13 protein-coding genes and 1 pseudogene are annotated in these 19,977 nt (G+C 68.2%); 3 read left to right on the forward strand and 11 right to left on the reverse strand.

Features of this window, described 5'->3' with window-relative positions; translation table 11 throughout:
• Positions 1–18 precede the first annotated feature (18 nt).
• On the forward strand, positions 19–672 hold the full coding sequence (locus tag C5C17_RS12845; RefSeq protein ID WP_104253740.1) for a CatB-related O-acetyltransferase: 654 nt from the start codon (positions 19–21) through the stop codon (positions 670–672).
• Between the two features lie 115 nt (positions 673–787).
• Here C5C17_RS12845 and C5C17_RS12850 read toward each other — a convergent pair whose 3' ends face one another.
• A complete protein-coding gene (locus tag C5C17_RS12850) occupies positions 788–2,482 on the reverse strand; it encodes a RecQ family ATP-dependent DNA helicase (RefSeq protein WP_258066196.1) in 1,695 nt (564 codons plus the stop codon).
• Positions 2,483–2,706: 224 nt separating this feature from the next.
• Positions 2,707–3,540 carry an aldo/keto reductase gene (locus C5C17_RS12855; protein WP_208851809.1) on the reverse strand — a complete coding sequence of 278 codons (834 nt, stop codon included), beginning with the start codon at positions 3,538–3,540 and terminating at the stop codon, positions 2,707–2,709.
• Between the two features lie 145 nt (positions 3,541–3,685).
• Between C5C17_RS12855 and hrpA the strand changes: the two genes are divergently transcribed.
• On the forward strand, positions 3,686–7,615 hold the full coding sequence (gene hrpA / locus C5C17_RS12860) for an ATP-dependent RNA helicase HrpA (RefSeq protein WP_104253742.1): 3,930 nt from the start codon (positions 3,686–3,688) through the stop codon (positions 7,613–7,615).
• Positions 7,616–7,716: 101 nt separating this feature from the next.
• On the opposite strand, the gene C5C17_RS12865 is transcribed toward hrpA, so the two are convergent.
• The 6 genes and pseudogenes from C5C17_RS12865 to C5C17_RS12890 all read right to left on the reverse strand — a co-directional run bounded on the left by C5C17_RS12865 (position 7,717) and on the right by C5C17_RS12890 (position 16,176).
• The gene (locus C5C17_RS12865; RefSeq protein WP_104253743.1) at positions 7,717–8,472 is read right to left on the reverse strand and encodes an SDR family NAD(P)-dependent oxidoreductase; all 756 of its coding nucleotides are present in this window, start codon (positions 8,470–8,472) and stop codon (positions 7,717–7,719) included.
• A gap of 449 nt (positions 8,473–8,921) precedes the next feature.
• Entirely contained in the window at positions 8,922–9,569 is a 648-nt protein-coding gene (locus C5C17_RS18645; protein ID WP_181028586.1) for a hypothetical protein, read from the reverse strand.
• 52 nt (positions 9,570–9,621) lie between these two features.
• Positions 9,622–11,325 (reverse strand): glycoside hydrolase family 13 protein, encoded by a 1,704-nt coding sequence (locus C5C17_RS12875; protein WP_104253744.1) that lies wholly within the window; start codon positions 11,323–11,325, stop codon positions 9,622–9,624.
• An 83-nt stretch (positions 11,326–11,408) separates the two neighbouring features.
• Complete coding sequence (locus C5C17_RS12880) at positions 11,409–12,113, reverse strand: amino acid ABC transporter ATP-binding protein (protein ID WP_181028603.1); 705 nt, start codon at positions 12,111–12,113, stop codon at positions 11,409–11,411.
• 107 nt (positions 12,114–12,220) lie between these two features.
• Positions 12,221–14,506: an ABC transporter substrate-binding protein/permease gene (locus C5C17_RS12885; protein ID WP_104253746.1), complete on the reverse strand. Its 2,286-nt coding sequence runs from the start codon at positions 14,504–14,506 to the stop codon at positions 12,221–12,223.
• A gap of 284 nt (positions 14,507–14,790) precedes the next feature.
• A pseudogene (locus C5C17_RS12890) lies at positions 14,791–16,176 on the reverse strand (glutamate decarboxylase).
• A 68-nt stretch (positions 16,177–16,244) separates the two neighbouring features.
• Here C5C17_RS12890 and C5C17_RS12895 point away from each other — a divergent pair.
• Entirely contained in the window at positions 16,245–17,894 is a 1,650-nt protein-coding gene (locus C5C17_RS12895; protein WP_104253747.1) for a metallophosphoesterase, read from the forward strand.
• On the opposite strand, the gene C5C17_RS12900 is transcribed toward C5C17_RS12895, so the two are convergent.
• The 3 genes from C5C17_RS12900 to nrdF all read right to left on the reverse strand — a co-directional run bounded on the left by C5C17_RS12900 (position 17,864) and on the right by nrdF (position 19,961).
• On the reverse strand, positions 17,864–18,397 hold the full coding sequence (locus tag C5C17_RS12900) for a DUF6328 family protein (RefSeq protein WP_104253748.1): 534 nt from the start codon (positions 18,395–18,397) through the stop codon (positions 17,864–17,866). The genes C5C17_RS12895 and C5C17_RS12900 overlap by 31 nt on opposite strands.
• Before the next feature lie 98 nt (positions 18,398–18,495).
• A complete protein-coding gene (locus C5C17_RS18650; protein WP_181028587.1) occupies positions 18,496–18,657 on the reverse strand; it encodes a hypothetical protein in 162 nt (53 codons plus the stop codon).
• A gap of 320 nt (positions 18,658–18,977) precedes the next feature.
• A complete protein-coding gene (gene nrdF, locus C5C17_RS12905) occupies positions 18,978–19,961 on the reverse strand; it encodes a class 1b ribonucleoside-diphosphate reductase subunit beta (RefSeq protein ID WP_104253749.1) in 984 nt (327 codons plus the stop codon).
• Between the last annotated feature and the right edge of the window lie 16 nt (positions 19,962–19,977).

Below are 19,977 nucleotides of genomic sequence, written 5' to 3' on the forward strand. Positions count from 1 at the left end.
GAGACCTAGGCTGGGCCCGTGACCGATCCCGCGCTTCCTCCCGACCCCGACACGCTGCATCCCATCGACGGTCAGGACCGCGTTGTCCTGCTCAAGCCGCTCATCACGAGCCCGCTCATCAGCGTCGGAGACTTCACCTACTCCGACGACCCCGACGACCCGACGGCGTTCGAGACGCGCAACGTGCTGCACCACTACGGGCCGGAGCGTCTCATCATCGGCAAATTCTGCGCGCTCGCGGCTGGTGCCCGGTTCATCATGAACGGCGCCAACCACCGCATGTCGGGACCGTCGACCTACCCGTTCCCGATCATGGGCGGTTCGTGGGCGCAGCACCGCGACCTCGTCACCGAGCTGCCGAACCGGGGCGACACCGTCGTCGGCAACGATGTCTGGATCGGCGGCGACGTCACGATCATGCCAGGGGTGCGCATCGGGCACGGGGCGATCATCTCCACGGCTTCGGTCGTCACCAAGGATGTGCCCGACTACGGCGTCGTCGGCGGCAACCCGGCCACGCTCATCCGACGCCGATTCGATGACGCCGACGTCGCAACCCTCCTCGACGCCGCCTGGTGGGACTGGCCGGTCGAGGCGATCACCGAGCACCTGCGCGCCATCTCCGATGGATCGGTCGCCGAGCTCGCGGCGATCGCTCGCCGGCTCCCCTAGACAGCCCGAGCCACCGCAAGGCGCCTCCCAGCCCGCACACCGCCACGGTCGCCGCTTCCGGAGACTCGCGGAACGAGACGCAGCGCTCCTCGACGATGCGTCGCCGTGGCGTCCCTCAGGCGGTCTCCACCTGCCGCAGCACGCCGGAGTCGAGTGCCGCGAGCGCGACGACCTTGTAGCCCTCCGACTCGAAGAAGATCGTCGCCCGGTCCTCCTGCAGGCTCACGACCGTGCCAGCTCCCCACTCGCGGTGCTCGACGGGTTCATCGACGGCAAGCGGAGCGTCCGCGGCGCTGTCGATGCCCGTGCCCGAATCGCGGGCGCTTGCGGCGCCGGCAGCCTCTGGAGAGTCTCCGTCGGCCTCGTGTCGCTCGCAGCCGTCACAGTTGCCGCACCACTCCGGCCCGTCGACCCCGAAGTAGTCGAGCAGCACCCGGCGGCGACACAACGACTCCTCGGCGTAGGCACGCATCATGGCCAGCCGCGACTCGGCGATGCGTTCCCGAGCGGCGGACGCTTCCTTGACTGCCCGCACGACGACATCCACCCGGGTCCTGCGCAGTGGATGCACTCCCCCGGCTGTGTCGACGAGGCCCGCATCCACCAACTGGTTGAGGAGCCTTGAGACGGACCTGGCGGGCCGGTCGACGGCCTCGGCGAGCTCCCGCACGCTGGCACCGGGCTTGCGCTTGATGGCGTGCCACACGCTGCGCAACCCGGCGCTGTCGACCGAGCGCTTCGCGAAGAAGCGTCGCAACGCGAGGTCCTCGACGCGGTAGTGCAGCACGGCCGTCGCCGGCTCGCCGTCACGGCCAGCACGGCCCACCTCCTGGTAGTACGCGTCGAGAGACTCCGTCGTCGCGGCGTGCAACACGAAGCGCACGTCACCCCGGTCGATGCCCATGCCGAACGCGGAGGTCGCGACGACCACGTCGAGGTCGCCGTCGCGCCACCGGTCCTGGACAGCACGACGCTCCGAGACCTTGAGCCCTGCGTGGTACGCGGCAACGTGGCGGTCTTCCGCGGCGAGCTCGGCCGCGTATGCCTCCGTCTCCCGGCGCGAGGCCACGTAGATGAGGCCGGGTGCGGTCCAGCTGCGGGCTTCCTGGATGATGGCGGCTCGCTTCTCTTCCTCGCTCTCGTGGCGCTGCACCACGAGCCGGATCTCCGGGCGGTCGACGCCGTGCACCTGCACGTCCGGGTCCTGCATCCGCAGCCGCTCGATGATGTCCGCTCTCACCGGCTTCGACGCCGTCGCGGTCATCGCCAGCACCGGCGGGTCGCCAAGTGCTGAGCGCACGTCGCCGAGCCTCAGGTAGTCGGGCCGGAAGTCGTGCCCCCAGGAGGAGACGCAGTGCGCCTCGTCGACGACGAGCAGTGACACGCCCTGCGCTGCGAGACGGGCGACGTTGTCCTCGTCCGCGAGCTGCTCGGGCGCGAGCAGCACGTACAGGGATCCGCCCTCGTCGATCCGCTCCCACGCACGCGCGACCGCTGCGGCACCGCGCGAGGAGTTGATCGCGACGACGTCGGGGGCGTCCGGCGCGGCCTCGATCGACGCACGCTGGTCGGCCTGCAGGGCGATGAGCGGCGAGACGACGAGGACGATGCCGCCGCGCGCAGCGCCCGCGACCTGGTAGACCGCGGACTTCCCACCACCGGTCGCGAGCACGAGCAGCGTGTCGCGCCCCGCGGCCGACGAGCGGATCGCGTCGCCCTGACCGGGGAGGAGCGACCCCCACCCAAACCGCTCCCGCGCGATGCGCTCGATGCGTGCGATGGTGTCGTGAGCAGGTGCGGGGGAACTCATGCCCCGACGGTATCGCCGACGAACTCGGTGGCGACGTCGCTTGACAGGCCCCCTGCTTCGTGCCGCCCAGACTCGCTGGAACCACACGAGAGATGCCGCTTCCTGACGCCAGGAGCCTGCATTCTCCGCGTGGATCCGACGCGCATGAACCGTGTGGATGCGGCGCACGCGAGACGGCCGGCGTCCCCTGAGGGAGCACCGGCCGTCGCCTTGCCTGCTGGAGGCTAGTTCACCTCGTTGGGGTGCGCCGCGACGCGACCCTCCTCGCCGCGCTCGAGCGCCGTGATGGCGTCGTACTCGGCACCAGACAGCTCGAAGTCGAAGACCTGGGCGTTCTCGACCATGCGCTCACGCGACGTGGTCTTCGGGAAGACGATGTTGCCCTTCTGGATGTGCCAGCGGATGACGACCTGTGCTGGCGTCTTGCCGTGTGCATCCGCCGCGGCCGTGACGGGCTCGAGCTCGAAGAGGGGGTACTTGGCCTGGCCGAGCGGGCCCCACGCTTCGGTCTTGATGTCCTCGGCCTGCAGGTACGCGTCGAGCTCCGGCTGCTGGAAGATCGGGTGCTGCTCGATCTGGTTGACGACCGGCTTCACGCCGGTTGCGGAGATGATGTCGCGCAGGTGCGACTCGAAGAAGTTGCACACGCCGATCGACGTGGTGAGGCCGGCCTGCTGCAGCTCGACGAGGGCTTCCCAGCTCTCGACGTACGTGTTCTGCTTGGGCGTTGGCCAGTGGATGAGGTACAGGTCGGCCTTCTCGAGGCCGAGGCGCTCGAGGCTCGCGTCGATCGCGGCTCGCGGCGTGTCGCGACCCTGCTCGTCGTTCCACAGCTTCGTGGTGATGTAGAGCTCCTCGCGCGGGATGCCCGACTTCGCGATGGCGCGGCCCACGCCCTCCTCGTTGCCGTAGATCTTCGCGGTGTCGATGTGGCGGTACCCGACCTCGAGGGCATCGGAGACGATGCGCTCGGTCTCCGCCGGGTCGACCTTGAAGACGCCGAAGCCGAGCTGGGGGATGCTGGTGCCGTCGTTGAGGGATACGTTTGGGATCTGCAATGCGGTCATCCCACAGTTTTACCAAGCGTGTGCAACTAAAGCGAGTTGGCGAGCGACGCTGGAAGCGAACGAGCGCGGATCACGACCGCTGAGTGGCCGGTGCGGGGCACATTCGCAAGCCACCTGGCAATAGACTGAACTGCTCATGACTACGACGCCCCTCGAGATCTCCTACCCGCCGGAGCTGCCCGTCAGCCAGATGCGGGACGAGATCCGCGACGCCATCGCCGCCAACCAGGTGGTCATCGTCGCGGGCGAGACCGGCTCGGGCAAGACGACGCAGCTGCCGAAGATCTGCCTCGAGCTCGGCCGCACCATGATCGGGCACACGCAGCCGCGACGCATCGCCGCACGCACGATCGCGGAGCGCATCGCCGATGAGCTGGGCGGCGACATCGGCGGCCTCGTCGGCTACCAGGTGCGATTCACCGACGAGGTGTCCGCAGAGACGCGCGTGAAGCTCATGACCGACGGCATCCTCCTCAACGAGATCCACCGCGACCGGCTGCTGCGCAAGTACGACACGATCATCATCGACGAAGCGCACGAGCGCAGCCTCAACATCGACTTCCTCCTCGGCTACCTGAAGACGCTCCTGCCGAAGCGCCCCGACCTGAAGGTCATCATCACGTCGGCGACGATCGACCCCGAGTCGTTCTCGAAGCACTTCAACGACGCCCCGATGATCGAGGTCTCCGGCCGCACCTTCCCCGTCGACGTGCGCTACCGGCCGCTCGTCGCCGACGCACCGCTCCCTGGTGAACAGGACGAGGACGCCGCACCGCAGACGCCGGAGCGCGACATGTTCGAGGGCATCGTGGATGCGCTCGACGAGCTCGACCGCGACCTGCCGGGCGACGTGCTCGTGTTCCTGTCCGGCGAGCAGGAGATCCGGGATGCGCAGGACGCGATCCGCGCGCACCTCGCGCGCGACCGCCGCCCCGAGTCCACCGAGGTGCTCCCGCTCTTCGGGCGCCTCTCCTCGGCCGAGCAGCACCGCGTGTTCGAGTCGAAGCGTCCGCCGGGCGTGCGCCGCCGCGTCGTGCTCGCGACGAACGTCGCCGAGACGAGCCTCACGGTGCCGGGCATCGTGGCCGTCATCGACACGGGCACCGCCCGCATCTCCCGCTACTCGACGCGCGCGAAGGTGCAGCGACTCCCCATTGAGGCCATCTCGCAGGCCTCCGCGAAGCAGCGCTCCGGCCGCGCCGGCCGCACCTCGGCGGGTGTCGCCATCCGCCTCTACTCGGAGGCCGACTTCGACCGCCGCCCCGAGTTCACCGAGCCCGAGATCCTCCGCACGAACCTCGCCAGCGTGCTCCTGCAGATGCTCGAGCTCGGCCTCGGCGCGCTCTCCGAGTTCCCGTTCCTGCAGCCGCCGGACGCGCGCGGCATCAAGGACGGCACCGACCTGCTCAGCGAGCTCGGCGCCGTCGAGCCCGGCAAGGCCAGCCAAGGCAAGAGCAGCCAGCTGCGGCTCACGAAGATCGGCCGCAGCCTCGCACGCCTGCCCATCGACCCCCGCTTCGGGCGCATGGTCATCGAGTCGAAGCAGCACGACGTGAGCCGCGAGGTGCTCATCATCGTGGCGGGCATGACGGTGCAGGACATCCGCGAGCGGCCGCTCGACCACCGGCAGAAGGCCGACGAGCTGCACGCCAGATTCCGCGACCCGTCCAGCGACTTCCTCACCCTCGTGAACCTCTGGAACTACCTCGAGGAGCAGAGCCACGAGCTCGGCTCGAGCGCGTTCCGCCGCAAGTGCCGCGACGAGTTCATCAACTTCGTCCGCTTCCGCGAATGGCAGGACGTGTTCAGGCAGCTGCGTCAGCTCGCCGGCCCCATCGGCCTCAAGGTGCAGCGGCCCGCCGCTGGCCAGGTGCAGGAGCCCGGCGCGCTCGCCGACGCCATCCACCGCTCCATGCTCGCCGGCCTCCTCAGCCACATCGGCATCCGCGATGAGCTGAAGCGCGACTACGCGGGAGCCCGAGGCACCCGCTTCCAGATCTTCCCCGGCTCGGGCCTCGCGAAGGCGAAGAAGCAGCCGGACGTCGTCATGGCGGCCGAGCTCGTCGAGACGAGCCGCCTCTTCGCACGCACCGTCGCCAAGATCGATCCGGCCTGGGCCGAGGTGCTCGCCGGCGACCTCGCGAAGCGCAACCACTCCGACCCGCACTGGGAGAAGAAGCAGGGCTCCGCCGTCGCGATCGAACGCGTGACCCTCTACGGCGTGCCCATCGTCCGCGGGCGCACGGTGCAGTTCTCGAAGATCGACCCGGCCTGGTCGCGCGACCTGTTCATCCGTCACGCCCTCGTCGAAGGCGACTGGAACGGACGCCACAGCTTCGACTCGAAGAACCGGGCGCTGCGCAAGAGCCTCGCCGACCTCGAGGAGCGCACCAGGTCGCGCGGCGCGTACTCCGACGACGAAGACGCCGTCTTCGAGTTCTACGACGAGCGACTCCCCCGCGACGTCGTCTCGCAGTCGACATTCGAGAAGTGGTGGCAGGGCGCGCAGAAGCAGACCCCACAGCTGCTCACGATGACGCGGGCGGATGTGCTCGGCGAGGAGCACGCCGACCCAGACGAGCAGGGTGCCGGGTTCCCGACCGAGTGGAAGCAGGGCGATCAGCGCCTGCGCCTCAGGTACCGCTTCGACCCGGGGGCGCCAGACGACGGCGTGACCGTCAACATCCCGCTCCCCCTGCTGTCGCGCCTCGACGACCGCGGCTTCGACTGGCAGGTTCCCGGCATGCGCCGCGAACTCGTCATCGCGCTCCTCAAGTCGCTGCCGAAGGCGACCCGCCGCAACTTCGTGCCGTCCGCCGACTGGGCCGACAAGCTGCTCGGCGAGCTCGGCGAGGCGAGGCCCGACCTCGGGCAGGAGGTTCCCGGCGACTTCGACGACGCGCTGCGGCAGATCATGCAGCGGCAGGCGGGCATCCGCTTCGACGTCTCCGAGTTCGACTGGACCCGCGTTCCGTCCCACCTGCGGGTGCGCTTCCGAGTGCTCGACGACCGCGGGCGCGAGCTCGGCACCGGCGAAGACCTCACGACGCTGCAGGAGAAGCTCAAGAAAGCGTCGGAGGCCTCGGTCCTGCGCGCCACCCAGCAGGTCGCCGCACCTGCCCGGCCAGGGAACGGCGTGCGCGAAGCCGGCTCGGTGCCCGCGCAGAGCGCGTCCACGGCGGAGCTGCGCTACGACCAGCACGGGCTCACCGAATGGCCGCTCGACGAGATCCCGGAGCTCATCGACATCAAGCGCAAGCACGGCGTCATCCGCGCCTACCCGTCGCTGGCCCTCGTGAAGGGCAGCATCGACCTCCGCCTCGTGACGACCCCAGAGGACCAGGCGCGCGAGCATCCCGTCGGCGTCGCCGCCCTGCTCGCCGCCTCGGTGCCCTCACCCGCGAGCTACGTGCAGGAGCACCTGACGGCGAAGGAGAAGCTCGCCCTCGCCACGAGCCCGTACCACTCGACGCCGGCGCTCTTCAACGACATCGTGGCCGCGCTCGCCCAGGACGCGGTTGCCGCGTACTCCGCGGATCACGGCGGGCCCGTGCGCACGCGTGCAGCCTTCGACGAGCTGCGGGAGGCCTTCAACGCGACCCTCGTCGACCGCATGTTCGCGCAGACCAAGCTCGTCTCCGAGGTACTCGACCGCTTCCGCGAGGCGAACAAGGCGCTCAAGTCGGCGAACCACATGTCCGTGCTGCCGTCGCTCGCCGACGCCAGGTCGCAGCTGCAGGCCCTCGTGTACCCGGGGTTCGTGTCGAAGACCGGCGTCGCGCGGCTCGCGCACCTGCCCCGCTACCTGCGCGCGCTCACCTACCGCCTCGAACGGGTGCTCAGCCACTCGAGCATCGAGCGCGCCGGGCTCATGCAGGTCGAGCAGGCCACGGCTCTGTACACGGAGGCCGGGGGCCCCTTCCCCGTCGCACGCACTGCGCCCGCGTCCATCGTGCAGGCGAGGTGGATGCTCGAGGAGTTCCGCGTGAGCCTCTTCGCCCAGCAGCTCGGCACTGCCGAGACGGTCTCGCTCAAGCGCATCCGCCAGGCCCTCGCCGAGAAGTAGCGCGCCGCAACGGATCGCTACCGCGGATCGCTGCCTGAGAACCCGACCCCTCGAGGCGAACGAGAGGGTGGCTTCTCAGGCAGCGCTGACGCTCCTGACCGCTAGACCGCCGTGTAGCCGCCGTCGACGAGCACGTAGGAGCCCGTCATGAAGCTGGCCTTGTCGGAGAGCAGGAACGTCGCGAGGTTCGCGACCTCCTGCGGCTGGCCGAGGCGTCCGAGCGGGTGCTTCGCCTCGAGGGCCGCGAACCCGGCCGCGTCGAGGTGCTGCTCGAGCAGCGGGGTGCGAATGTAGGCAGGCCCGACTGCGTTGATGCGCAGCCCCTGGGGTCCGTACTCTGCCGCCGCGTTCTTGGTGAGGCCGACGACGCCGTGCTTGGCCGCCGTGTACGCGCCGCTGCCGATCGCGGCGACCGTGCCATGGATCGATGCCATGTTGACGATCGAGCCCTCGTCGGCACCGGCCTCGAGAATGGCGGGGATCTGCGCGCGCAGACCATAGAGCACGCCGTTGAGGTTGATGTTGATGACGCGGTCCCAGTCGTCGACGTCCACCTCGGCCGCCGGCGCGGCCTTGCCGCCGATGCCCGCGTTGTTCACGGCGTAGTTGAGCTTGCCGTAGGTCGCGACGGCGTGCTCGACGGTGCGGACGCTGTCCTCGGCGACGGCCGTGTTCGCTTCGAAGGGCGACGCCGTGCCGCCGGCTGCCTCGATCTCGGCGACGACGCGCTTCGCGCCCTCGAGGTTGATGTCGGAGACGACGACCTTGACGCCGTTCGCGGCGAGGTCCTTGGCGATCGCCTCCCCGATCCCGGACCCGCCGCCCGTTACGATCGCGACCTTCTCCTGAAATGCCATCTGCTGAGTCCTTCCGAAACTGGGCCGGTAGGCTCCGGCCGTCGCTTCGAGTGTCCTCCCGAGCATCGTCCAGTGGCTGGGTCCCGGGTCAGCGAAGAGGCGTACGATCCGAGTGAGCTGTATCTGCGAGAGCTTTCCGGGCGCTGTTTCCGGGCGTGCTATCCGGGCCTGCTGCACACAGCCGTGATGGGTTCCGTCGACGCTGATGGGTTTCGCAGACGGCCGTGCGGGGTTTTTGCGAGTGTGATGGGAAAAAACCCACCATCGTCCAGGGAAAGTCCGCACGTCGAACGGACGGATGTGTCCGGGGCGCGGGGCGACCGGCGTCGCAGCGACAACGGCAACGCAGGAGCAACGGCAACGCAGGAGCAGCAACTGCAACAGCAACAGCAACAGCAACAGCAACAGCAACAGCATGCGGCTCCCGGATGCGAGCTCCGCCCGCCCGATCACACGGGCAGGAAGAACCAGGCCACTGCGGTGATCAGCGCCCCGAGCCCCGAGCCGAGCGCAACCTCGGTCGACGAGTGGTGCCCGAGACGGAGCCGACTCCACACGATCACGGGCAGGGCAGCGAAGAGCAGCAGCCACCACGGGGAGAACAGCAGGGCGAGGAACACGCACAGCGCGCTCCAGCAGAAGGCGTGCACGGACACCTTCGGCCCGACCACCGTGATGCCGCCCGCCGCGATGAGCCCCACGAACATCGTCCCGAGCGCCCAGAGCATCATCGACGGCGCTCCGAGCAGGACCAGCAGCAGCACGCTCACGGCGACCGAGAGGAGGCAGACGCCGTATGCCCACGGCCGCTGCCGCTTCTGGGTGACGTGGCGATCGGTGAGCAGCCCGCGCCGCGACGCGATCTCGAGCACCGCGTACGGCACGACGCCGCAGAGCAATGCCGGAATCGCACCCCAGAGGAGACCCGGCCAGCCCGCTGCGCTCGACAGGCCGCTGAGCAGGGAGATGACGACGACCGGGAGCGCCGGGGTGGAGAGCTCGGTGATGAGCTCCGCCGCCCCGATGCTGCCGCGTGCTTCCACGCCGGAGGCGCCAGCCACGCGAGGCTCGCCGGGCACGCCGGGCACGTCAGCCACGCGAGGCACGTCAGGCTCGCGAGGCACGCCGGGCACGCCAGGCCCGCCGGTGCTACTCGGCGGCGGCAAGCCAGACCGTGGTGTCGGTCGCCAGCTGCCCGGCGGCGTCCACGTGCACCACCTCGCTGCGGGCGAGCACTCGACGCCCGTCCGGCAGCGCAACCGGCTCGAGGCCGAAGTTCGTGATGACGGTGACCTCGCCGTTCCGGTAGGCGAGCACCTCGTCGCCGAAGCCGTCGACCCATTCGAAGCGCGCATCCCCCAGCCCGAGGTCGTGCTCGCGTCGGAGCGCGAGCAGCGAGCGGTAGAGGTTGAGCGTCGACGCGGGGTCGTGCACCTGCTCGCTGCGGGCGAGCTTCGCCCACAGCTCAGGCTGCGGAAGCCACGACTCCCCCGTCGGGCTGAAGCCGTAGCTGTCGCCCTCGGCCTCCCACGGGATGGGCACGCGGCAGCCGTCGCGGCCGTAGAGCTCGCCCTCGGAGCGGATGAAGATCGGATCCTGCCTGGCCTCGTCGGCGAGGTCGATGACGTCGGGCAGGCCGAGCTCCTCGCCCTGGTACAGGTAGCTGGAGCCAGGGAGGCCGAGCATGAGGGCGGTCGCGGCGCGGGCGCGGCGCTCCCCCACGGTGGGGTCGGGCTGGCCGGGGGTCTTCGGTCCGACGCCGGCACCGTGCGCGTTCGGCTCGGTCAGCGCGAGGCGGGTCGCGTGGCGCACCGTGTCGTGGTTCGACAGCACCCACGTACTGGGGGCACCGGATGCGGCGAACGCGGCGAGCGAGCGCGTCACGACCTCCTTCTGGCCGTCCGCGTCCCACGGGGCGCGCAGGTACGCGAAGTTGAACGTCTGGTGCAGCTGGCCGGGGCGGACCCACTCGGCCATCTCCTCGACGCTGGGGAGCCACGCCTCACCGCAGAGCACGCGGTCGCCGTCGTACTCGGCCGCCACGAGGTGCCAGGCGCGGAAGATGTCGTGCACGGCTTCCTGCCCGAGGTACGGGGTGCGGGGGTCGCCGACGATGGGCAGGTTGCTCTCGACGGGGATGTAGTCGGGCAGCCCGTCTTCCTTCGCGAGGCCGTGGGCGACGTCGATGCGGAAGCCGTCGACGCCGCGGTCGAGCCAGAAGCGGAGGATGTCCTCGAAGTCCTGGTGCACCACCGGGTTCGACCAGTCGAAGTCGGGCTGCGTGGAGTCGAAGAGGTGCAGGTACCACTGGCCGGGCGTCCCGTCGGCCTCCGTGAGGCGCGTCCAGGCCGGTCCGCCGAACAGCGACTGCCAGTTGTTCGGCGGCAGCTCGCCGTGCTCGCCCTTGCCCTCGCGGAACAGGTAGCGGGCGCGTTCCGGGCTGCCGGGTCCAGCCGCCACGGCCGCCTTGAACCAGGCGTGCTCCGAGGAGGAGTGGTTGGGGACAATGTCGACGATGATGCGGATGCCCCGCTCGTGAGCGGCTTCGAGCATCCGGTCGAACTCGTCGAGCGTGCCGAAGACGGGGTCGACGTCGCAGTAGTCGGCGACGTCGTAGCCGGCGTCGTTGAGCGGCGACGGGTAGAACGGGGAGAGCCAGATGGCGTCGATGCCGAGGTCGGCGAGGTCCGGGATATGCGCGGTCACGCCGGCGAGATCGCCGATGCCGTCGCCGGTGCCATCCGCGAATGAACGCGGGTAGACCTGATAGATGACGGCCGAACGCCACCATTCGGATCCGGGGGTGGTGTCCTTCGCGAACTGGGCTGAGGTGGGTGCATCGTTGAGCGTCACGTCGACAGGCTAGTGGAAACGCGGCACCCCCTGTCCACCGGACAAGGGGTGCCGCGTTCTTGGGTCCCGGGTTCGCGAACCGGCTAGAGCACCTTGCCGAGGAAGTCCTGCGTGCGCGACTCCTTCGGGTTGCCGAACAGCTCGTCCGGAGTTCCCATCTCGACGATCTTGCCTTCGGCCATGAACACGACACGGTCGGCGACTTCGCGTGCGAAGCCCATCTCGTGCGTGACCAGGGCCATCGTCATGCCCGACTTCGCGAGGTCGCGGATGACCTGCAGCACCTCCCCCACCATCTCGGGGTCGAGGGCGCTGGTGGCCTCGTCGAAGAGCATGATCTCCGGGTCCATGGCGAGCGCGCGGGCGATCGCCACGCGCTGCTTCTGTCCGCCGGAGAGCTGCGAGGGGCGGCGGTCCATGAGGTGGTCGAGGCCGACTCGGCGCAGCAGCTCCTCGCCGCGCGTGTTGGCCGCCTCCTTGCTCGTGCCCTTGATCTCGCGGGGTGCCAGCGTCACGTTCTCCAGCACGGTCATGTGCGGGAAGAGGTTGAAGTGCTGGAACACCATGCCGATGCGCTGGCGCACCTTGTCGAGGTTCGTCTTCGGCGCCGTGATGTCGTCGTCGTCGATGTAGACGTGGCCCTTGGTGACTTCTTCGAGGCGGTTGAGGCACCGCAGCAGCGTCGACTTGCCCGAACCGGACGGGCCGATGATGGCGATGACCTCACCGTTGGCGATCTCGAGGTCGATGCCCTTGAGCACCTCGACGGGGCCGAACGACTTGTGCATCTCGACGACGCGCACGCGCGGCTGGCCCGAGTTGACCGCGTCGAAGCGTCCAGTGAATGGCGTCTGCTCCACGGCTGACGCATCCGACGCTGAGTTGTTCACGTCACTCATTTGTTGAACCTCTTGTCGACGTAGTTGGAGAGGACCGTCAGCAGGTAGATGACGATGAAGTAGAGCACACCGACGACGAGCCAGATCTCGAACGACCGGAAGGTCGAGGCGATGACGATGCGGCCCTGGTAGGTGAGCTCAGCGAAGCCGAGGACGGACAGCAGCGAGGTGTCCTTCAGCGTGATGATGAACTGGTTGATGAGCGAGGGCGTCATGATCTTGAACGCCTGAGGCAGCACGACTCGGCGCATGGACTTGCCACGCGTCAGGCCGAGCGAGCGAGCCGCTTCCATCTGGCCGGGGTCGACGGACTGGATGCCCGAGCGCACGGTCTCTGTGATGTACGCACCGGCGTTGAGGCTCAGCGTGATCACACCGGCCGTCAGCGCGTCGAGCGAGATGCCCGTCACTGCTGGCACACCGAAGTAGAAGAAGAACGCCTGCACCAGCACCGGGGTGCCTCGGAAGATGTTCACGTACGTCGACGCGATGCCACGGAGCAGCAGGTTCTTCGAGATCTTCAGGAAGCCGAACGCGAGGCCGAGGATCATGGCGAAGACGAGCGACAGCGCGGTGGCCAGCAGCGTGTAGCCGAGGCCGACCATGAGCGACGGGAAGGCCGCCACGACGAGCTCGAAGAAGCCCAGCTGACCCGATTCCTCTTCGCTGCCCAGGTAGCGGTCGTTGATCGTGTCGAGCACCCCCGTGTCTTCGGCGTTGGCGAGGCCGGCGTCGAACATCTCGAGCAGGTCGGCGTTCTGTCCCTTGAGCACCGCGAAGCCGTACTCGCCGCCCTCGATGGGGTCTCCGACGGTCATGAGGCCGTTGCCCTGCTGGATGCCGTACTGCAGCACAGGGAAGTCCTCGAACAGTGCGACGGAGTTGCCCGTCTGCACCTCCGCGATCATGTCGGCGGTGTCGGAGAACGTGCGGATCGTGAAGCCGTACTCGGTCGACAGCTCCTCGGCGGTCGTGGCGCCCACGGTTCCGGTCTTGACGGCGACGTTCTTGCCGGCCAGGTCCTCGTAGCCGGCGATGCTCGTGTCGCCATCGGCGACGGCCATCTGCACACCGGAGGTGAAGTACGGCTCCGAGAAGTCGAAGACCTCCTTGCGCTCATCCGTGATGGTCATGCCGGCGATGATGCCGTCGGCCTGGCCGGACTGGACCGCCTGGAGTGCGGCATCGAAGCCGAGCGGCTTGATGTCGACCGTGAAGCCCTGGTTCGCGGCGATCGCGCGCATCAGGTCCATGTCGATGCCGATCGTCTCGCCGTTCTGCTCGAACTCGAACGGCGCGTAGGTGTTGTCCGTCGCGATGACGAACGAGCCCTTGTCCTGCGGGGTGTCGACCGGGAAGAGCGGGTTCTTGGGCAGTGTGCCGGGACCGTCGTCCTCGATGACCTCGTTGCCGAGCGTGACGACTCCGCCGGAGATCTTGGTCGCGTCTGGCGCGCCGTCGCCGAGGTACTCGTCGAGGATGCCCTGGTAGGTGCCGTTCTCGACGACGTTCTTCAGGCCTTCGTTGAAGGCCTCGCGGAGCTCCGTGTTCTGGCCCTTGTTGACCGCGAAGCCGTACGAGGATGCGCGCTCCGGCTCGGTGACCGTCTTGAGGTTGATCTCGCCGGTCTCGATGCCGTACTGGAGGATCGGGAAGTCGTCGAAGACCGCGACGGAGTTGCCGCTCGTGACGTCGTTGAACGCGTCGGACGCATCCTGGAAGCCGGTGACGGTGAAGCCGATCTCCTTGCCCAGGGTCTCTGCGAACGTGAACCCCTCGGTGCCGTTCTTGGCGGCGACGGTCTTTCCCGCGAGGTCCTCGTACGTGGTGACGTCACCGTTGTCCTTGGCGACGGCCATCTGGATGCCTGAGTCGAAGTAGGGGTTCGAGAAGTCGAACGTGCCCTTCCGCTCATCGGTGATCGACATGCCGGCGATCATGCCGTCGACGGCATTGGTCTGCACTGCCTGCAACGCGCCATCGAACCCGAGCGACTTGATGTCGACCGTGAAGCCCTGATCATCCGCGATGGCGTTGATGAGGTCCATGTCGATGCCGCGGAGCTCGCCGTCGATCTCGAACTCGAACGGCGCCCACGTGGTGTCGGTGGCGATCGTGAAGGTCTGTCCCTCGACCGAGCTCTTGCCGATCGTGGCCGCTTGGGCGGTTCCCGCGATGGCTCCGCCGGTCAGCAGCAGCAGCAGTGCGACCGCGATGACGGACAGGACTTGGTTTCGTGAGTCTGCGACTCGTTGCAGGAGTGAGGTGAGCGAAGTTCGCATCGTGCTCCTCGGCCGGGGCAGAACGTGGAGCAGCGTTGGAACCTGTCGGAACCCGGCTGCCCCCGCGTCTGCCGGTCTGTCGGCTGACGCAGATCGCCTCAGCCGAATTGTGTGCGCAACGCTACCTGCCTGGGAGTCTGCTGGATGACGCGATCCGCAGATCGTGCTCGCCTTGTGATGTTCATCCGACGCAGCGAACCGCCCATTCCCGTCTCACGGGAGGCGCCTTGACGGTGCCGCGCGCCGCGCGCGTGCGGCCGACAGGGAGCACTGCAAGAACCTCCCTAATGCGTGAACCCGCGCTTGCCGTCCCCTCCGTCGGAACGGCCTGCGGCGCCCGAATCGAGAGCCCGGACCGCGCTACGGAGATCTTCCATGAGGTCGTCGGCGAGGTCTCGTCCGAGCCCGTTGCGAACCACGATGCGTTGGACGAGTCGGTCGGAGAGATTGTCTGGCAGCGGATACGAGGGCACGAGCCAGCCGGTCATGCGCAGCCGGTCGGAGACATCGGCGAGAGTCCATGCGCCACCCGCGTCGGTGCGCTGCCAGGCGAAGACGGGGATGTCGAGCTGCGTGTTGAAGAGGGTGAACTCGTCCATGGAGTCGATCTCCTGCGCGAGGAACTGCGCCACGTCCATCGTCGCGCGCTGCACGCGCTCGTACCCCGAGAAGCCCAGGTGCAGGAACTGGTAGTACTGCAGCAGCACCTGCGCGCCGGGGCGCGAGAAGTTGAGGGTGAGTGTCGGGATGTCGCCGCCGAGGTAGCTGACCCGGAAGATCAGCTCGGGCGGCACGAGGTCGACGTCACGCCATACGACCCAGCCGAGGCCGGGGTACACGAGCCCGTACTTGTGGCCGGAGGTGTTGATCGAGACGACCCGGTCGACGCGGAAGTCCCACTCGAGGTCCCGGTTGAGGAACGGCGCGATCATGCCGCCGGACGCGCCGTCGACGTGCACGGGAATATTCAAGCCGCGCGCCGCCTGGATCCGGTCGAGGGCGGCCGAGATCTCCTTCACGGGCTCGTACGCGCCGGTGAAGGTGACGCCCATGATGGCGACGACGTCGATGGTGTTCTCGTCGACGATGGCGTCGAGCTATTCGCCCGTGAGCGTCGGATGCGTGTCGTCGATGGGTACGAAGCGAGCCTCCACATCCCAGTAGACGCAGAACTTCTCCCAGCACACCTGCACGGCACTCGACATCACGATGTTGGGTGCATCCACCGCTTGTCCCTTGGCCTTGCGCGCCGAAGCCCACCGCTTCTTCAGGGCGAGGCCTGCCAGCATGGATGCCTCTGATGAGCCGACCGTGCTCGTCCCGATGGCCGTGGTCACGTCGGGCACGTGCCACAAGTTCGCGATCATCTTCCAGCATCGCTGCTCGATCTCGGCCGTCCGTCGGTACTCGTCCTTGTCGACGATGTTCTTGTCGAACGTCGCCGAGTAGAGGCGATCGGCGTGCTCGTCCATGTAGGTGCTCACGAAGGTGGCGAGGTTCTGCCTGGCGTTGCCGTCGAGCATCGCGTCGTCGCGGACGAGCTGGTACGCGACCTCGCTCCTCGTCCCGCTCTCGGGCAGCTCCAGCTTCGGAAGCGGTCTGAGCTCATCGACGCTGCTGAAGATCGTCAAGGGATTCTCGTCGGCGGGAGGCGTCACGGGAGTGTCCATGTGCTTACTCTTGCCACTGGTGGGCAGGGCCGCAAGAGCCAGACCGGCGCGAAGATGGAGGCACGTGGATGAGCGACGACGTCGGGATGCTGTGCGAGCCGTATCTTCTGCGGCCGGACGAGACCGGCGTCGAGGTCGCCTGGGTCACCGACCGGAGGCCGCGCGCGAGCCGCCTGGTCTTCGCGCCGATCGAGCGCGCGGAGCGCCTTGCGCGCCTCACGCCGGACGAACTTCACCGCGCCGACCTCGGTGCCCTCCTGCCAGGGGCAACCTCGGTCGAAACCGTCTGCACTCGCCTCCCCGCCATGGCGGAGGATCGCGACAGCGCGCTCCCGACCGAGCTGGTCGAGCTGCGTCGGGCCCTCGAGACCGAGGTCATCGTGTCGCGCGAGGTGTGGCGCGTCTCTGCCGACGCCACTGGTCTCGTGCCGGGCCAGGACTACGCGTACCGAGTCGTCAGCGACGGAGCCACGTCCGCGGTCGCTCGCCTCACGGCCGCTCCCCCGCCCGACGCGCCGCTCCTGCGCATCCTGCTCACCAGCGATCATCAGCTCGGCGCGACCGTGCCGGCCGCGATGCAGCAGGCCTCAGCCGTGGTCGGCCCGTTCGACGCAGTCTTCTACGCGGGCGACTTCGTGAACGTTCCCGACCGCGCCTCCGAATGGTTCGACGATGCCGGAGGGTCAGCGTTCTTCCCGGCAATGCGGAGCATCCTGCCGAGCACCCCGATCTTTCCCGTGGTCGGCAACCACGAGGTCCAAGGCAGGAGGGCGGCGGGGGCCGGGCTGACTGCATCGTTCGACAACGCGTTGCCGCTCGCCGTCTCCGCCGATGGCCACAGCCTGTCCAACTACGAGGGGCTGTTCCCCTCAGTGTCCGGGCAGCGCTACTACGCCGTCACGTTCGGCGGCGTGCGCATCATCGCGCTCAGCGCGGCACGCGTCTGGCGGTCGGGCCGAGCCGACGAGCGCCCCGAGGCCCGCAACGTCTCGAGCAGGTACCAGGAGTCACGCGACGTGCTCGACGACCCCCTCGCCCAGCGCTACGGTTCGCACATCATCGACGACCTGAGCGTCGGCAGCACCCAGCACATCTGGCTGCGACGCGAACTGCAGAGTCCGGAGTTCGCTGAGGCGAGGTTGCGGGTCGTCGTCATGCACGAGAGCCCGCACAGCATCGGCGTGAACGCGATGCCGCACTTCGCGCATCCGGTTCGCCTCGAGGAGAGGGACGCGACTGGGCAGGCGACCGGGGTCCGCTACGACTACCCGTCGAGCGAGAACATCCTGCTGCGCGACGTCGCGCCGTTGCTGGAAGCGGCAGGCGTGGAGCTCGTGATCGGCGGGCACTCCCACCTCTGGTCCAGGTTCACGTCGCCCGCGGGCGTGCACTACCTCGAGACCTCGCACGCGGGCAGCACCCACGGAGCGTTCGAGAGCGGCGGCGGACGTCGCCGCGCCCGCCCGCCCCGCCTCTGGAACTCTTATGACACCCTCGCGCAGGGCGACCCGGGCGGCCTCGCCCCCATCGTGCCGAGCATCCGCCCGCAGTTGGGACACGAAGGGCCACCGCTCCCGTACGTCGCCGACCCGACGCTGAGCGTCTTCAGCGTCCTGACCGTGTCAGCGGATGCGGGCGCCGTGGTCGAGAGCTACGTGGTCGACTCGTGCACCCCGGAGGCTCCCGCTCAGCTGTTCGACGCGTTCCCGCTGGGGTAATCACGCGCGGCTCGGTCGCGCGCCGCCCTGAGGAGCTTGGGGCCGAAGGTCCACAGCAGGACGGCGAGCACGGCGATCCCTCCCCCGGCCCACAGACCGGCAGTGGGCGAGACGACGAAGTCGAAGACGAAGAGCACGATGCCGACGAACAGCAGCGTCGCGGCGACGAGGCAGACCAGGAGGATCACACTCGCCGCGTGCACCAGCTGCGCCTTCGCTCGCTCCTGGAAGAGCACCCGGTGCAACATGACCGGTGCCAGGGCCAGCAGGGTGACGACGACGGCGAAGATGACGAGACACAGGTAGAGCACGTGGTCGAACGGCCCCAGCTCCGTGAAGCGCTGCTGGAACGGCAGCGTCAAGAGGAAGCCGGCCATGATCTGCGTCCCCGTCTGCAGGACACGAAACTCCTGCATGAGCTCGTTCCAGTTGCGGTCGTAGCGTTCGTTGGGAGTCTCGTCCCGGCCGTCGTCAGGCGTGGTGGTGACCTCGTTGTCGACCATGACTTCTCCTGCGTTCCTGGAGGTGCCGGGTGTTTCGTCGTGCTGGCGAGTCCGGCCAACCCCCGAGCCGAGGGCCGGGGACGCGCCGGACTCAGCGGTCAGGACAGGTCGCTGACGCCGTCCTGGCGTCGGCGGTCCTGCGAGCCCTCGTCGTCGACGGCACCGTCGCCAGCCTCGATGGTCTCGTCGCGGCGCACCTGGCGGTGCTCCTCCTGGTGCTCGTGCTCCTCGCGAAGTTCCTCGTTCTTGTCGTGTCCCATGACATCTCCTTCGATCGTGCTCGGGGACCGTGCTCGCCCTCTGGCGGCGGGGCGCCGCTGCCCAGAGCGTAGCGCGCGCGGCCCGGATCGCGGCAAGATCTGCTCCGTGTTCACCAGGGAAACGACCCCAACTCCTCCCCGGGCGAGGCCTCCGAGACCCACCGCGGTGTTGTGGTCGTCCGAACGCGTCGGAAGCGACCACAAGTCCGCCCTCGAGCGGCGACGGCGCGGCGCAACGCGTTGTCGCGTGAGATGCGTCGAGGCGGCACCGGCCAGGTTCTGGTCGGTGCCGCCTCAAGGTGGCGCTGCGGGGCGCGGGGTTAGAAGTCCCAGTCCTCGTCTTCGGTGTTGACGGCCTTGCCGATGACGTAGGAGGAACCCGACCCGGAGAAGAAGTCGTGGTTCTCGTCAGCGTTCGGCGAGAGGGCCGACAGGATCGCCGGGTTCACGTCGGTGACGCTGGAGGGGAACATGGGCTCGTAGCCGAGGTTCATGAGCGCCTTGTTGGCGTTGTAGTGCAGGAACTTCTTGACGTCCTCGGCCAGGCCGACTTCGTCGTAAAGGTCGTGCGTGTACTGCACCTCGTTCTCGTACAGCTCGAAGAGCAGCTCGAACGTGTAGTCCTTGAGCTCCTGGCGCTTGGCCTCGTCGACGAGCTCGAGGCCCTTCTGGAACTTGTACCCGATGTAGTAGCCGTGCACTGCCTCGTCACGGATGATGAGGCGGATGAGGTCGGCCGTGTTGGTCAGCTTCGCGTGGCTCGACCAGTACATGGGCAGGTAGAAGCCCGAGTAGAACAGGAACGACTCCAGCAGCGTCGACGCGATCTTCCGCTTGAGCGGGTCGTTGCCGTGGTAGTAGTTCATGACGATCTGCGCCTTGCGCTGCAGGTTCTCGTTCTCCGTGGACCAGCGGAACGCGTCGTCGATCTGCGGCGTGCTCGAGAGGGTCGAGAAGATCGACGAGTAGCTCTTCGCGTGCACCGACTCCATGAACGCGATGTTCGTGTACACGGCCTCCTCGTGCGGCGTCAGCGAGTCCGGGATGAGGCTGACGGCGCCGACGGTTCCCTGGATCGTGTCGAGCAGCGTGAGCCCCGTGAAGACGCGCATGGTGAGCGTCTGCTCGGCCGGCGTGAGCGTGTTCCACGACTGCACGTCGTTCGACAGCGGCACCTTCTCCGGCAGCCAGAAGTTGTTGACGAGTCGGTTCCAGACCTCGACATCCTTCTCATCTGGGATGCGGTTCCAGTTGATCGCCTGGACCTTCTCGAGAAGGTGGCTCGTCTCGACCTGCGGGTTCATCTGCGTGAGTTCTTTT

The organism is Pseudoclavibacter sp. RFBA6, assembly GCF_002931575.1.
In the GTDB taxonomy this organism is placed as follows: domain Bacteria; phylum Actinomycetota; class Actinomycetes; order Actinomycetales; family Microbacteriaceae; genus Pseudoclavibacter; species Pseudoclavibacter terrae.

What these genes read in the sequence shown, in the direction of transcription:
- C5C17_RS18650 (WP_181028587.1), bottom strand. Translation starts at nt 18,657, where the DNA reads ATGGGACACGACAAGAACGAGGAACTTCGCGAGGAGCACGAGCACCAG.
- nrdF (WP_104253749.1), bottom strand. Translation starts at nt 19,961, where the DNA reads ATGAACCCGCAGGTCGAGACGAGCCACCTTCTCGAGAAGGTCCAGGCG.
- C5C17_RS12865 (WP_104253743.1), bottom strand. Translation starts at nt 8,472, where the DNA reads ATGGCATTTCAGGAGAAGGTCGCGATCGTAACGGGCGGCGGGTCCGGG.
- C5C17_RS12880 (WP_181028603.1), bottom strand. Translation starts at nt 12,113, where the DNA reads ATGCACAAGTCGTTCGGCCCCGTCGAGGTGCTCAAGGGCATCGACCTC.
- C5C17_RS12850 (WP_258066196.1), bottom strand. Translation starts at nt 2,482, where the DNA reads ATGAGTTCCCCCGCACCTGCTCACGACACCATCGCACGCATCGAGCGC.
- hrpA (WP_104253742.1), top strand. Translation starts at nt 3,686, where the DNA reads ATGACTACGACGCCCCTCGAGATCTCCTACCCGCCGGAGCTGCCCGTC.
- C5C17_RS12885 (WP_104253746.1), bottom strand. Translation starts at nt 14,506, where the DNA reads ATGCGAACTTCGCTCACCTCACTCCTGCAACGAGTCGCAGACTCACGA.
- C5C17_RS12895 (WP_104253747.1), top strand. Translation starts at nt 16,245, where the DNA reads ATGAGCGACGACGTCGGGATGCTGTGCGAGCCGTATCTTCTGCGGCCG.
- C5C17_RS12900 (WP_104253748.1), bottom strand. Translation starts at nt 18,397, where the DNA reads ATGGTCGACAACGAGGTCACCACCACGCCTGACGACGGCCGGGACGAG.